Consider the following 14200-nt stretch of genomic DNA (forward strand, 5'->3'; position numbering starts at 1 on the left):
CTCGCCCTTCGTACAGTGGTGCTTCGCCTGTAGTTCACCCTCACGTCACCCCACGACCGCCATGATCGGTAAGCATTTGTCCTTCCGATCGCGGTTTCATCAGGGGGAACGACAGTGCAGAGCGCCCGTGCCAGACGTGTGATCAAGCGGAGCGTTCCGGCCGGTGCGGCTGTCGTCGCGGCCACGCTCCTGCTCGCGGGGTGCGGGGCGGGCGGCCCGGGTGCCACCGACGATCGCGCGTCCTCGGCCGACGCCTCCCCCGTCGCCGACCTCGACTGCGCAGGCAAGAGTCAGGTGCCGGGCTCGGGTTCGACGGCCCAGCAGAACGTGATGAAGTACTGGATCGACCAGTACCAACGCGCCTGCCCCGGCGTCCAGATCGCCTACAACCCGCTCGGATCGGGCGCCGGCGCCGCCCAGTTCCTGCGCGGCGCGACCGCGTTCGGCGGCTCGGACAGTGCGCTGAAGCCCGAAGAGGTCGAGCTGTCGAAGCAAACGTGCACCGGCGGCCGGGCCATCAACCTGCCCATGGCGGGCGGCCCCATCGCGGTCGGCTACAACCTGCCCGGCGTCGACGACCTGGTCCTCGACGCCCCGACCCTCGCCGGGATCTTCGACACCCGGATCACCACCTGGGACGCCCCGCAGATCCGCGCGCTCAACCCCGTCGCGAAACTCCCCTCGACCCGCATCCGCCCGGTGCACCGCTCGGACGACTCGGGCACCACACAGAACCTTCAGGCCTACCTCGCCGGAGCCGCCCCCACCGCCTGGCCCTACTCGGCGGAGAAGTCCTGGCAGGCCAGGGGCGGCGGCTCGGCGAACGGCTCCAGCGGAGTCGTCTCCGAGGTCAACTCCTCGTACGGGTCGATCGGTTACTTCGAGCTGTCCTTCGCGGCGAGCAGCCACGTACCGACCGTCCGCATCGACACGGGCACGGCGGAGCCCGTCGCCCCGTCGCCGCAGTCCGCGTCGGCGGGAATCGCCGCGGCCCGTGTGGCCGGCGAGGGCAAGGACATGTCACTGAAGTTCCGCTACGGCCACTCGGCCGCGGGGGCGTACCCGATCGTCCTGGTCACGTACGAGATCGTGTGCGACAAGGGCAATCGGGCCGCCACACTCCCGGCGCTCAAGTCCTTCCTCACCTACACCGCGAGCGACGAGGGCCAGCAGGCGCTGACCCGGATCCACTACGCACCCCTGCCGGACACCGTCGCGACCCGGGTGCGGCAGACCGTGCAGTCCCTTCCCTGACGCCGCGGGGCCGCACCTTCCAAGCGCACTTTTCCCCAAGTACCCTGAGGTCAGCGGGAGTTCGCGCGGCAGGGCGTGACGCCCCGTTCCCCTCGTCGCCCGTGAGTGTCACCATGCTGAGCCCGGGCATGTCCCGCGGCCTGACGGGAGGCTCGTATGGCTCAGGTGTACTTGCGGCGGCTGTCGCGGTGGCAGGCGGAACAGCAGCGGGAAGCCGTCGCTGACGTGTACGTCTCGGCGTACCACGGGGCCGCGGGCGCCGAGTACCGCGACCGGCAGGGGTTCTTGACCCGGTTCGAGAAACACGGTCAGCGGCCCGACTTCGACATGGTGGTGGCCGACTCGGGCGGGCTCGTCGGCTGCCTCTACGGGTACCGGGCCGACCGCACCGGTGACTGGTGGGCGGGCTTCCGGGGTGACCTGCCGACCGAGTTCGAGGAACTCACCGCGTCCGGCCGGGCCTTCGTCCTTGCCGAACTGATGGTGCTGCCCGCGCATCGGCGCCACGGCGTCGCGACGGACCTGCAGACCCGGCTCCTCGCGCGCCACGACACCGACCTGATCGTCGCGGCGGTGCCCCGGTCCGACCCCGCCGTGTCCGAGGCGCCGGGCTCCGCGCTGCTGCGCTCCTGGGGCTGGCTGAACCTCGGTACATCGGGCCCCGGCGACGCACCCGGGGCGAGCGACAGGCAGGTGTGGGTACGCAGGCCCGTGAGGTGAGCTCCGGCCGCTCCCCCACGGACGATCTATAGCCTCTCCCCATGGGTCTGGACATCACCGTTCTCGTCGTCGACTGGGACCACCTCGGGCGGACGCCTGCCGCGGAGCGCCTCGGCATGCTGGAGGACGCCGTGTACCCGGACGACGACTGCGACGACGGTGTCAGTGGTGCGGACGCGCGGGTCGAGCACGGCTGGGTGCGGCGGCCCGATACGCCGTGGTGCGCCCTGTACGAGTTCTTCCGGACCCTCGGATCGTTCAAGCCGCACTTCTGGACCGGCCAGGCATGGGAGGACGTTCGTGACTTCGCCGAACCCGACCTGCGGGCGGCGCTCGACGAGTTCCTGGCGGGGCTGTTCTGGCCGGGCCTCGACGAAGCCGACACGGACACGAGCGCGGACGATGAGCCGGTTGTCGGGCTCTTCCCCGCCGAACGGGATCCCTGGCACCCTGACTGCTCGTAGTCCGCACGCCGGAGCAAGTCCCGGACCTGGCGCGCGCGTGGGCCGTTGCCGCACCCCTTCTCGAAGACCTCCGCGCGCCGTACGCGGTGCACGCGGAGAGACCCGGGCGCTGGATAGCGAACTTCGAGGAGTTCGCCATGCTGGTCCGCGACTGGGGCGAGGTGGTGACCGAGGCGTCCCGGAGCGGACGTGGCCTGATCGGACTCCCGATCTGACGACACATGACGACAACTGGGGACATCTGAAGACAACCGGCAGCCCTGGGACACCATTGCCGCCGACGGTCCCGTACCGCCTCCCACCTCGTACGACCGGCCTCAAAGCTCTGTTGACGCGCATGGGATGCTGAGGCGTCCGCGGATCATGGCTGGATCAGGAGAGTGCGGCAGAGTGAGGGCAGTGACACGGCTGACGAGGATCGGTGGCACGTGGGACCGGTTCGTGGCGTCCGATCCGGGGCTGCTGCGGCTGATGGCGGGACTGCGGACGGTCGGCGCGATCGCGCTCACCCTGGCCGTCCTCGCGGCGCTCCGCACCGATGTGACACACATGGTCGCCGGCGCCATGGCCGCGATGGTGGCCACCTTCGCGATCAGGGAGAAGGACGTACGCGGCCAGGCGGTCACCCTCGCCCTCGGCCTGCCCGTGGCGCTCACGGCCGTGTCGCTCGCCGCGCTGCTGCACAACAAGGTCATCGCGGGTGACCTCTTCTTCATCGCCCTGATCTTCGGGGCCGTCTACAGCCGCAGGTTCGGCGACCGCGGCACCGCGCTGGGTCTGATCGGCTTTCAGATCTACTTCGTCTCCCTGTTCGTGAGCGCGACGGTGTCGTCGCTGCCAAGGCTGTACGCGACGCTGGCCATCGCCTTCGCGTGCAGCGCGGTCGTGCGCTTCGCCGTCGTGCCCGAGACACCGGAGCGGGTCCTCGGCCGGCTGCGTGACGCGTTCAGGGCGCGGCTCGCGCAGCTGGTGGACACGCAGACCGAACTGCTCGACGCCGAACCCGACCAACTGGAAAAGGTCCTCGACGACCTGCGGCGGGGCACCGCGCGTCTGCACGAGACGGCACTGATGATCCAGGGCCGCCTGGAGGAGGGCACCCGGGACTCGGCCACGGCCGCCCTCGTACAACGCAGGGTCGCCGACGCCGAGATCGCGGCCGAACGGCTCGGCGTCCTGCTGCTCAACGCCCGCAGCGCCGAACGTGCCGACACCCTCACCCTGCACCTGCCGCACGCACCCGTTCCGGAGCCGTCGAAGCGCCTGTACGCCGACGACGACGCGACCGCGACCCTGCGCCGCGACCTCAACGCTCTGCACCTGCTCGTCGCCCGCCCCGTGTCGGGCGACCGCGGGACGGCGCTCGCGCACGTGCGCAACCGGCTGCTCGCCTACCGCGACGAGGACAACCTGCCGCGCGGCTCCGCCGCAGTGCAGGACGTCTTCCGTGGGATCGGTGAGGCGGCGCGCGCCGTCATGGGTCTGCGGGTCGCCCTCGACGGACCGCAGGACGAGTCCGACGACACCCCGGCGACGACGCGCTCCCGCGAGGAACTCGACGCCGAGGACCTCGCGATCACCGGCTCCGAGCAGGACGAGGACGACGCGGACGACCGCACCGGGCTCCAGCGGCCCACGACGCGGGCCGCGTTCCAGGTCGCGGTGGGCTCGTCTCTGGCCATCGTCGGCGGAGAGTTCCTGTCCAGCCAGCGGTGGTACTGGGCGGTCCTGACGTGCTGGGTGGTCTTCCTCAACACCGCGTCCACGGGCGAAATCCTGGTCAAGGGCTACCGCCGGCTCCTCGGAACGGTGTTCGGGGTGGTCGCCGGTGTCGCGCTCGCGGGCGTGGTCGGCAACCACACCTGGACGGCGTTCGCCCTCGTCCTGGTCTTCATCTTCGCGATGTTCTTCACCGCGCCGCTGTCGTACGCCCTGATGTCGTTCTTCGTCACGGCGATGCTGGGCCTGCTCTACACGCTGCTGAACACCTACAGCCTGGACGTGCTGGTCCTGCGGATCGAGGAGACGGCGCTCGGCGCCGCGTGCGGCATCGTCGCCGCGGTGCTCGTGCTGCCGGTGCACACGGACCGCCGTACCGACGAACTCCTCAGCACGGTCCTGGTCAGGCTCGGGGACGTCGTGTCGGCCGCCGTGGAGCAGCTCAGCGGTGGACCCGCGGTCGATCTGCTCGACAAGGCTCGGGACCTGGACACGGCCCTGGACGATCTGCGCGCCTCCACGAAGCCGCTGACCCACCCGATCACGCCGCTGCGCGTGCGGCGGCAGACGGCCCGCTATCTGGTGGCGCTCCTGGAGACCTGCGCCTATCACGCGCGGTCCCTGGCGGCGACGGCCGAGCTGGTGCCGTACAGCAAGACCATCGCGGCGGATCCGCGGCTCGAGCGGGCCGGGGTGCGTATCGCCCACAACATCGGCGTGATCGACGCGCATGTGCGGGACGAGAAGACCGGCGGAGAGGTCCAGGCGGGCGCGAGCATCGCCTCGATGCTGGAGGCGGACGGGCCCGGGGCGCTGCGCTCGGGCACGGTCACCTTCCGCGTCCTGCGGCATCTCCAGCGACTCGACGAGGGGGTCGTGGGTCTCGCCCGGCCGCTCGATGTGCCGGTCGCGGGGCGCCGGCGCTGAGCGCTGTGGCCTTGTGGTCTTGTGGTCTTGTGGTCTTGTGGTCTTGTGGTCTTGTGAGAAGTCGGGCACGGAGCGGGCCGGGGCGGCCTGATCGGCTGCCCCGGCCCGTCGACTGTGTCCGTCCGCCGGCCGTCGAGTGGCGGCGGTCAGGCGTCGTTCCGGAGGCTAGAGAACGCCGGACTCGGAGATGGTGACCTTCGCCGAGGGCGCGCCGCTGCGGGAGCCGAGGGCCTCGATCTTCTTGACGAGCTCCATGCTGGACTCGTCTGCGACCTCACCGAACACGACGTGCTTGCCGTCGAGCCAGTCGGTCACGATCGTGGTGATGAAGAACTGCGAGCCGTTGGTGTTCGGGCCCGCGTTGGCCATGGAGAGCAGGCCCGGCTTGGTGTGCTTGAGCTGGAAGTTCTCGTCGGCGAACTTCTCGCCGTAGATGCTCTTGCCGCCCGTGCCGTTACCGGCGGTGAAGTCGCCGCCCTGGAGCATGAACTGCGGGATGATGCGGTGGAACGACGACCCCGCGTAGCCGTAGCCCTTCTCGCCCGTGGCCAGGGCACGGAAGTTCTCCACCGTCTTCGGGACGACGTCGTCGAAGAGGTTGAAGCTGATGCGCCCGGCGGGCTTGTCGTCGATGGTGATGTCGAAATATGCCTTGATTGCCATGGCGACATCCTTGCACTCCCCATGGCCCGAGCGCTCCTCGGGCCGGGCTTTCGCACGTCGCGCGGGCCGCGCGTCCACTCGATCGGCCCGCCCCCGGATCGGCGACGGCACGGCGACCGGGCAGCGCCCCGCTGAACGAGGCGCCCCGCCCGTACGTACGTGAAGCGAGGGGACAGGCCGGTCGGTGTTCTCAACGCCCGTTCCCCTCAAGGTCGTTGACCTTTTGCCCGTACGCCGTTCCGCACGTTGGGGAGTCTGGATGAGGCACGCGCGACGCACCGCCCGGCGGATCACACGCCTTGCTGCCGTCGGTGGCCTGCTCTGCGGAAGCCTGCTGGTCACGCGCGCGATAGCGAACGAACCCGGCGCCTCCGCCCCACCCGTCCCGGTGGGCGAACGGCTGGTGGCACAGCTCGGTGCCGCCCGCACGGCCGGCAGCTGGCTCGGCGCGGACGGGCGGACGGTGGTCGCGGTGACCGACGCGGGCGCGGCGGCGGACGTGCGCCGGGCCGGGGCGCGGGCCGAGGTCGTGCGCCACAGCATGCGCGACCTGCGCTCGGCCGCCGCGACGCTGCGAGCGGCTCCCCGGGTGTCGGGAACGGCGTGGTCGATGGACTACGGCTCGAACGAGGTCGTGGTGCGGGCCGATTCGACCGTCTCCGCAGGTGACTGGTCGCGGCTGGCCGGCGTCGCCAGGACCATCGGCGCGTCCGTCCGCATGGAGCGCACCCGGGGCACGTTCACCACCCGCGTCGACGGCGCCTCGCCGATCTTCGCGAGCGGCGGGCGCTGCTCGGCGGGCTTCGACGTGACCGACGGCAGGGACGCGTTCCTGCTGACGGCCGGGCATTGCGGCCCGGTCGGCACGACGTGGTTCGCACGGCCCGGCGACGCCACCGCACTGGGCACCACGGTGAGCGGCACGTTCCCCGGGAACGACTTCTCCCTCGTGCGCTACGACGACGGGGTGCCGCGCGCCCAGAGTGACGTCGTCGCCATCGGCGGAGGCCGTGGCGTGCGCATCACCGGGGCGGCCGACCCCGTGGTGGGCCAGCGGGTCTTCCGCAGCGGAAGCACCACAGGGCTGCACTCCGGCCGGGTGACCGGCTTGAACGCGACGGTGAACTATCCGGAGGGCACGGTCACGGGCCTCGTCCAGACCACGGTGTGCGCCGAACCGGGCGACAGCGGCGGCCCGCTGTTCGCCGACGGGCTCGCCCTGGGCCTGACGTCGGGCGGCAACGGGAACTGCGATGCCGGGGGCACGACGTTCTTCCAGCCCGTCGCAGCGGCGATGACGGCCCTCGGCGTACGCCTGACCGGCACGTCAGGGGACGACGACGCGGAGGCGGGGGCCGGTTCCGGGCAGGCGCGGCCCGGCGGCGACGTGGCACCCTCCGCGCCGCCCGCAGGCTCCGAGGCGGGCGCTCCGGGTGGGGGCGGGACGGGTACGGGAGTGGGGACGGGGACGAACATGGGCGGGGCCACCGACACCGGGGACGGCACCGCGTCCGGCACGGGAACCGGCGCTGACACCGGCCCGGTCGCCGCGATCTCCAGGGTCGTCGTGAGCACCCGGAGCGTCGGCCCGGGCCTGCTGGTCATCGGGGGGAGCCTGATCGCCCTGGTGGCGGCGCGCTCCATGCGTTCGTCACGGCGGGGGCGCGGAGCCTGGTGATCGCCAGGAGACTGGGCGTGTCCCCTCCGGGCCGCACGCGACGGTGGCGCAGACTCCCTCCCCCAGATCTTCAGCCCAGACTGGACAGCCTGGGCTGAAGGTTTTAGCGTGGGCGCATGACCAACGCCGAGGGCATCGACCACGCCGAGGGCATCTCAGAATCCGCGGACCGTGCCGCGCGCGAACTGCGCGTGATGTTCAGCCGCCTCCGGCGCCGACTGCGCGAGGTCTCCGACAGCCAGGACCTCACCCCGTCCCAGGTCTCCGCGCTCAACCGGCTCAGCAAGGCGGGGGCCGCCACCGCCAGCGGTCTCGCCGCCTCCGAGGGCGTGCGGCCGCAGTCGATGGCCGCCACGCTCGCCGCGCTCGGCCAGCACGGGCTGATCGAGCGCCGGCCCGACCCCGAGGACGGCCGCCGCCAACTGGTCACCCTCACGGACGCCGGCCGCGAGAGCGCGGAGGGCACCCGGCAGGCCCGCGGGGAATGGCTGGCCCGCGCCTTCCAGGACACCTACTCGGAAGAGGAGCGCCGGACCGTCGTCGCCGCGCTGACCCTGCTGGAGCGGCTCACAGAAGCCTGACCGGAACACACACCCGTCACGTTCGACCCCGGCCACCCCACCCCGAGATCGAACCACCCCGAAAGGCCCCACTCATGGCTCTCACCACCCTCGACGCGCGCACCGCCCTCGTCGTCATCGACCTGCAGAAGGGCATTGTCGGCGCACCCACCATCCCGTACACCGGCGCCGAAGTCGTCGCCCGCTCGGTCGAGTTGGCGGACGCCTTCCGTTCGCACGGCCTGCCGGTCGTCCTCGTGCGCGTCAGCGCCGCCGCCGACGGAGCGGACGCCGTACCGGGGCGCAACGAGACCCAGGGACGCACCGGTGCCCGGCCCGAGGGCTGGGACGTCATCGTGGACGAACTGTCCGGCCACCCGGAGGACATCACGGTCACCAAGCGCAACTGGGGCGCCTTCTTCGGTACGGACCTGGACCTCCAGCTCCGCCGCCGCGGCATCACGCAGGTCGTGATGACCGGCGTCGCCACCAGCATCGGTGTCGAGTCCAGCGCCCGCGCCGCCCACGAGCACGGCTACCACGTCACCTTGGCCACCGACGCGATGACGGACCTGGACGTGGAGGCGCACCGCAACAGCGTCGAGCGGATCTTCCCGCGCCTCGGCGAGACCGGCACGACGCAGGAGATCACCGAACTCCTGGCGAAGACCCGCGCCTGACAAGCGAGTCGAGCCCCGACGCCCCCGCCACTGGTCGGATTCCGGCCGGTACGCCGCCCGACCTTGGCGGAACGGACCCGTCCGGGACAGGATGCCCGCATGAAGGGTGATCTCTTTTCCAGCGAGCACGTCGTACAGCCCGCCTCCGCGCCGGGAATGACCGCACAGAACGCCAAGTCGATCCGCTACGTCGTCAACGGCAACATGATGGCCCGCCAGGGAGCGATGGTCGCCTACCGCGGGAACCTGCAGTTCGAGCGCAAGGGCCAGGGCATGGGCGGCATGCTCAAGCGCGCGGTCACGGGCGAGGGCCTGCCGCTGATGACGGTGCGCGGGCAGGGCGAGGCCTGGTTCGCGCACGAGGCGCAGAACTGTTTCATCGTCGACGTCGAACCGGGTGAGGCCCTGACGGTCAACGGGCGCAACGTCCTGTGCTTCGACGCCACGCTCTCGTACGAGATCAAGACCGTGAAGGGCGCGGGAATATCCGGCGGAGGCCTGTTCAACAGCGTCTTCACCGGCCAGGGCAGACTGGGGCTCATCTGCGAGGGCAACCCGCTGGTCATCCCCGTAACGCCGCAGCAGCCGGTGTTCGTGGACACGGACGCGGTCGTGGGCTGGACCGCCCATCTCAACACCTCGTTGCACCGGTCGCAGTCCATCGGGTCGATGATCCGCGGCGGTTCGGGCGAGGCCGTCCAGCTGAAACTGGAGGGTGAGGGGTACGTCGTCGTGCGTCCCAGCGAGGCGACTCCGCAGAAGGCCCAGCAGCACTGACGCCCTGTTGTCCCCGCGCCCTGCGAGGTGGCGGCCCCGGGAGCCGGTGAGCCGTCACCTCCAGGTGCGTCGGCTCAAGGCGCGTCATCTCAAGATGCGCCGCCACCTGACCTCGCCGTCGTGCATCCGGTCCGTGGGCGCCAGTCCGCACGCCTTGGCGACGGCCGCCGACGCGGCGTGGTCCGGGTGGATGTGCGCGACGACGGTGCGTACGGGCTGCTGCCCGAGCCAGTCGACCAGTGCGAGAGCCGCCTCCGTGGCGAGGCCGCGTCCCTGCCACGGCACTCCGACGACCCAGGCGATCTCGGCTTCGAGCCCGTCGTCGCCAGGGCCGACCGTGGCCTGGACCGTCCCGGCCAGACACTCTTCACCGCTGATCCGGAGCACCCAGTTGCACCACGAGACGGCCGGGTCCGGGGAGCCCGCGACCAGTCGCCCGTAGCGTTCCCGCAGCTCCCGCGCCGACAGCGGCGCGCCGCCGATGAACGTATGCAGAGCCTGGTCGCCGAGCACCGCGGCCATCTCGTCGGCGAACTCCACCTGGAGCGGGAGGAGTTCAAGCCTTGTGGTCCCGATGTCCGTCGCGGTCAGGGGTTCGCGGAGTCTGTCCATCGCGTCACCGTACGTCCACGTCGGTGCGCCGGACACCGCGACCGCGGCATCCGGCGCACCGACGCGTCCAGGCCCAGGCTCTACTGAACCGTGATCGCGAACACGTGGATCGCGTCCGCGTCGGGCAGGGTGACCGTGCGGATCGTCTTGCCCGCGGTGAGCGGGACGGAGTTGCCGAACAGCTTGTAGCCGGTGCCGAAGTTGGCGGGGCCGGTCGGGGTGTTGCGGTGGTCGGACGTGGCGACCGTCGTCGCGCCGTACTCCGTGTCCGCCGTGCAGCACCAGTTGGGGAAGCCGAGGCTGCCCGTGCTCGTGGTGCCGTCGGTGTAGGTGACCTTGACCTGGCCCGAGGCGAAGCCGGCCTCCGCGCCGAGGAACCAGAGCTTGGAACCGCTGCCGGTGAGCGTGATCGACTGGCCGGCGAGTTCGACGTTGTTCGGAGTGCCCGGCTTGGCGGTCGGGAACGTCCAGGTCACGCCGTCCTTGCTGACCTTTGCACCGGGGGTGACCCCGGCCGCGGCGAGGGCCTGCGCCGAGTAGCTGTCGCCGCCGCCGTCGAAGTTGCCGGTCGTGTAGTTGCCCTCGGCGGGCGGCGCCGCCTCGTTGGTCACGCCGACGTTGTTGAAGGCGGCGTCCAGGCTCGGGTACGGCACCTCGGTGACGATCGAGGCGCGTCCCGACACGGAGCCGTCACCGGCGCCCCCGGCGCGGTAGCGGGCGGTCGCGGTCAGGGTCGTGACGGTGGTGCCGGGCTCGGCGTCGGGGCCCTTCGCCGTGATGGTGGCGGTGGCCGAGCCACCGGGCCTGACGTTGCCGAGGGACACCTTCGACGTGCTGAGGCGCCAGCCTTCGGGGGCGCTGACACGCAGTTGCGCGCCGGTGAGTCCCGTCGGGCCGTGGTCCGCGAGCGCGACCTTCCAGGTGGAGCTCGCGCCTTCACCGCCGGTCCGTGTCCAGGTGATCGCGGTGGCGGGCTGCACGCGGTGGGCGGTGCCGGTGTGAACGCGGTACAGCACGGTCGCGTGGGCGGGCACGTTCGCGGCGATCGTCCCCGTGGTCTGCGTGGTCCGCTTCGACCAGAGGTCCTTGAGGAGGTACGAGGTTCCGGCGGGCAGCCCGGCCTTGGCGGCCGTCGTCGTGATGGTCCGTGCCTCGTCGGAGGAGTTGAACAGGGCCACGGCCCGGTCGCCGTTCGCGAGGGGCTTGGACAGGACGTCGTAGCCGTCGCCCTGCTGGACGATGCGTCCCTGGAGGCCCTTGGCGTCCTGGTCGACGGCGATGACGTCCTTGTTGCCGAGGACATCGAGCGCCTCGGGCGAGGCCTTCGTCAGGTCGGTGCTGGAGATGAGAGGGGCGGCCATCACGGACCACAGCGACATCTGGCTGCGGATCTCGTCGCCGGTGAGCCGGGACTGCCCGGCGAGCAGGAAGTCGGGGTCGTTCCACCGGCCGGGGCTCTGCAGGTCCGCGAGCGGCACGTTGTAGGCGTAGTTGTACTTGATGGACGCCCACTTGCCGCGCGCGGACGACGACTCCATGGCCACGTCGGCGCCCTCGCGCCACAGGTTGCCGACCTCGGCGGACCAGGAGATGACGTGGTGCCAGTCCTTCTCGCCCTCGAAGTAGGCGGGCGCGGAGACGGAGTAGACGATGGGCCGGCCGGTGTCGAGGAGCGCCTGGCTCATGTCGCCGTAGAGCTTGTGGTAGACGTCGTCCGCGCTCTGGCCCGTGGGGACGGGCACGTTGCAGCCGTCCAGCTTCAGATAGTCGACCTTCCACTTGGCGAAGAGGTCCGCGTCCTGCTTCATGTGGCCGTACGAGCCGGGGTAGCCGCCGCACGTGGCCGTGCCGGCGTCCTCGTAGATGCCGAACTTGAGGCCCATGGCGTGCAGTTGCTCACCGACGTAGGCCATGCCGTGCGGGAAGCGGGTGGGGTCGGGGACGAGGTCGCCGTCGGCGGCGCGGGTGTGCGTCATCCAGCAGTCGTCGGTGGTGACGGTGTCGTAGCCCTTGGCGGCCAGGCCGGAGGAGACGAGTGCGCGGGCATTGGCGAGGACGGTTTCCTCGCTGATGTCACAGCCGTAGTAGGACCAGTTGTTCCAGCCCATGGGCGGGGTCGGCGTGAGGTTGGGGTACGGGGTGGTGGCCGCGGCGGCGGGTGCGGCGGACGGTCCCGCGAGGCCACCGAGCGCGAGGGCCGCGGCGGTGGCGGCCACGGACAGGGCGCGAACGGCGCGGGCCCGGCCGCGGCGCGAGGGGTGCGGGGTGGTGCGGCGCCGTGCGGATCTGTGCTCTCTGTGAGCTCTCCCGGACAAGGGATCTCCCGTCTACGAGCGTCTACGAGCGCGCCGGGGATGACGCGACGGGGATACCGTGCCGACGGAAGCTCGTTGCTGCAAGATGTATGGCGATTTCTTGCACAAACAATCAACCGGTGGGGTAGTTCAGCGCCTTGTGCACCAATTCACCCCGACTGCTTGCCAGTTGATCTCCGGGGGCGTCGGTGAACCCCGGGCAAACTCCCGTACAACCCTTCCTCCTCATGCGCTGTCAAACAGGGCGCCGGACAAGGAACGGGCCCTTTCCGGACATCCCCCGCGCTGCCCGGTCGTCCTTCTCATCAGGAGCCGCTCGTGCGCAAGAACCGTTCCGCCGCCCTGGCCGCGGCGTCATTTCTCCTTCTGTCCGGTGCGGCCATCGCGACCGCTCCCTCCGCCTACGCCGGAACGCCCGGAGGCACGCACGCCGACGACCGCAACAGCGATTTCAACGGAGACGGTTACGAGGACGTCCTGGTCGGCGCGCCCGGCGCCACCGTCAGCGGAAAGAAGGGCGCCGGCCTCGTCACCGTGCAGTACGGGTCGTCGAGAGGCATCGGGACCACCAACGTCGCCCGCTTCAGCCAGTCCACCTCCGGCGTGGCCGGCGCCGCCGAGACCGGTGACGCCTTCGGGAAGGCCGTGGCCACGGGCGACCTGGACGGGGACGGCTACGACGACGCGATCGTCGGCATCCCCGGCGAGGACATCGGCACGACCGCGGACGCGGGCGGCGTGGCCATCCTCTGGGGCTCCAAGGCCGGTCTCACCGGCGCCGCCAGCGACTGGCTGGAGACACAGGAACCCACCGCCGGCGAGAAGTTCGGCACGGGTGTCACAGCGGCGCGCTTCACGAACGACACTCCGGGCGACGTCCTCGCCGTCCTCGACCGGGACGACCTGGAGCTCTTCGCCTACGACTCCGCACCGCAGCCCGCGTCGAAGGCACCGCTGGAGCGCCGCTCCACGAGCCGGCTGTCCAAGCTCGCCGACGAGCGCGACATCGTGCCCATGTCGCTGACCACGGGGGACTACGACAACAATGGCTTCGCGGACCTCGTCGTCTCGGGCGTGACGGCGGGCTCCGAGCCGGGACACGGCTGGTCGTCGTACCTGTCCGGGCACGCCGACGGCCTCACCTACGAGCGCGATCTGCGCGGCGGCCCCGTGGCGGCGTCGGGCGACATCAACCGCGACGGGTACGACGACCTCGTGACCGGCGAGCCCAACTCCCCCGACGACGGCGGCGCTTCGACGACCGGCGGCCTGGTGGGCGTGCGCCTCGGTGGCCCCGACGGGCCGTCGTCCGACGTGCAGTGGTGGACACAGGACTCCCCGGGGGTGCCCGGCACCGCCGAGCGCGGCGACGGGTGGGGCACGGACCTGTCCGTCGCGGACACGAACGGGGACGGGTACGCCGACGTGGCGATCGGCGCGGCCGGCGAGGACATCGGCACGGTCGCCGACGCGGGCGCCGTGTGGGTGCTGCGCGGTGCGGCCTCGGGCCTCACCGCGACCGGAGCGCAGTCCTGGGACCAGAACTCGGCGAACGTGCCGGGCGTGCCCGAGAAGGGCGACAAGTGGGGCGGCCAGGTCCGCCTCACCGACCCGAACCGCGACGGCCGCTTCGGCCTGCTCGCGGCGGCACCGGGCGAGAACACGAACGACGGCGTGGTCTGGGTGTTCTCGGCGGGGTCCGGCGGCGTCACCGCCTCCGGCTCGTGGACGTACGGCGCGGGCTCGCTCGGCGCACCGTCCGCGGACGCGCTGTTCGGCGCGGCCATCGACGAGTAGGGCCGTCGACGCGTAGGACCGTCGAGGAACATCC

At 71.3% G+C, this 14200-nt stretch carries 13 protein-coding genes; 10 read left to right on the forward strand and 3 right to left on the reverse strand.

Translation table 11 applies throughout. The features are described from left to right. Window positions 1-114: 114 nt before the first annotated feature. From pstS to OG456_RS43255, 5 genes are all read left to right on the forward strand, one after another. Window positions 115-1254, forward strand: a complete 1140-nt coding sequence (gene pstS / locus OG456_RS43235) for a phosphate ABC transporter substrate-binding protein PstS (protein WP_266570566.1) — start codon at window positions 115-117, stop codon at window positions 1252-1254. A gap of 156 nt (window positions 1255-1410) precedes the next feature. Next, window positions 1411-1974 carry a hypothetical protein gene (locus OG456_RS43240; protein WP_266570568.1) on the forward strand — a complete coding sequence of 188 codons (564 nt, stop codon included), beginning with the start codon at window positions 1411-1413 and terminating at the stop codon, window positions 1972-1974. Window positions 1975-2015: 41 nt separating this feature from the next. Further along, window positions 2016-2438, forward strand: a complete 423-nt coding sequence (locus OG456_RS43245; RefSeq protein ID WP_266570570.1) for a hypothetical protein — start codon at window positions 2016-2018, stop codon at window positions 2436-2438. Between the two features lie 86 nt (window positions 2439-2524). After that, entirely contained in the window at window positions 2525-2653 is a 129-nt protein-coding gene (locus tag OG456_RS43250; protein ID WP_266570572.1) for a hypothetical protein, read from the forward strand. Window positions 2654-2909: 256 nt separating this feature from the next. Beyond that, entirely contained in the window at window positions 2910-5084 is a 2175-nt protein-coding gene (locus tag OG456_RS43255; RefSeq protein WP_266570787.1) for an FUSC family protein, read from the forward strand. A gap of 165 nt (window positions 5085-5249) precedes the next feature. Here OG456_RS43255 and OG456_RS43260 read toward each other — a convergent pair whose 3' ends face one another. Next, window positions 5250-5747, reverse strand: coding sequence for a peptidylprolyl isomerase (locus OG456_RS43260; protein ID WP_116505392.1), 498 nt, complete (start codon window positions 5745-5747; stop codon window positions 5250-5252). A 259-nt stretch (window positions 5748-6006) separates the two neighbouring features. Here OG456_RS43260 and OG456_RS43265 point away from each other — a divergent pair, with 259 nt between their 5' ends. From OG456_RS43265 to OG456_RS43280, 4 genes are all read left to right on the forward strand, one after another. Next, window positions 6007-7425, forward strand: coding sequence for a S1 family peptidase (locus tag OG456_RS43265; RefSeq protein ID WP_266570573.1), 1419 nt, complete (start codon window positions 6007-6009; stop codon window positions 7423-7425). A 116-nt stretch (window positions 7426-7541) separates the two neighbouring features. After that, window positions 7542-8006, forward strand: coding sequence for a MarR family winged helix-turn-helix transcriptional regulator (locus OG456_RS43270; protein WP_266570574.1), 465 nt, complete (start codon window positions 7542-7544; stop codon window positions 8004-8006). 74 nt (window positions 8007-8080) lie between these two features. Next, window positions 8081-8665 (forward strand): hydrolase, encoded by a 585-nt coding sequence (locus OG456_RS43275; protein WP_266570575.1) that lies wholly within the window; start codon window positions 8081-8083, stop codon window positions 8663-8665. Between the two features lie 99 nt (window positions 8666-8764). Further along, a complete protein-coding gene (locus OG456_RS43280) occupies window positions 8765-9442 on the forward strand; it encodes an AIM24 family protein (RefSeq protein WP_266570576.1) in 678 nt (225 codons plus the stop codon). Window positions 9443-9526: 84 nt separating this feature from the next. Here OG456_RS43280 and OG456_RS43285 read toward each other — a convergent pair whose 3' ends face one another. Next, window positions 9527-10054, reverse strand: a complete 528-nt coding sequence (locus tag OG456_RS43285; protein ID WP_266570578.1) for a GNAT family N-acetyltransferase — start codon at window positions 10052-10054, stop codon at window positions 9527-9529. Between the two features lie 80 nt (window positions 10055-10134). Continuing rightward, the gene (locus tag OG456_RS43290) at window positions 10135-12369 is read right to left on the reverse strand and encodes an NEW3 domain-containing protein (protein ID WP_266570579.1); all 2235 of its coding nucleotides are present in this window, start codon (window positions 12367-12369) and stop codon (window positions 10135-10137) included. Between the two features lie 318 nt (window positions 12370-12687). Between OG456_RS43290 and OG456_RS43295 the strand changes: the two genes are divergently transcribed. Then, a complete protein-coding gene (locus OG456_RS43295) occupies window positions 12688-14166 on the forward strand; it encodes an FG-GAP-like repeat-containing protein (RefSeq protein WP_266570580.1) in 1479 nt (492 codons plus the stop codon). Window positions 14167-14200: the final 34 nt, after the last annotated feature.

The sequence above is a fragment of the Streptomyces sp. NBC_01446 genome (assembly GCF_026340095.1).
In the GTDB taxonomy this organism is placed as follows: domain Bacteria; phylum Actinomycetota; class Actinomycetes; order Streptomycetales; family Streptomycetaceae; genus Streptomyces; species Streptomyces aureus.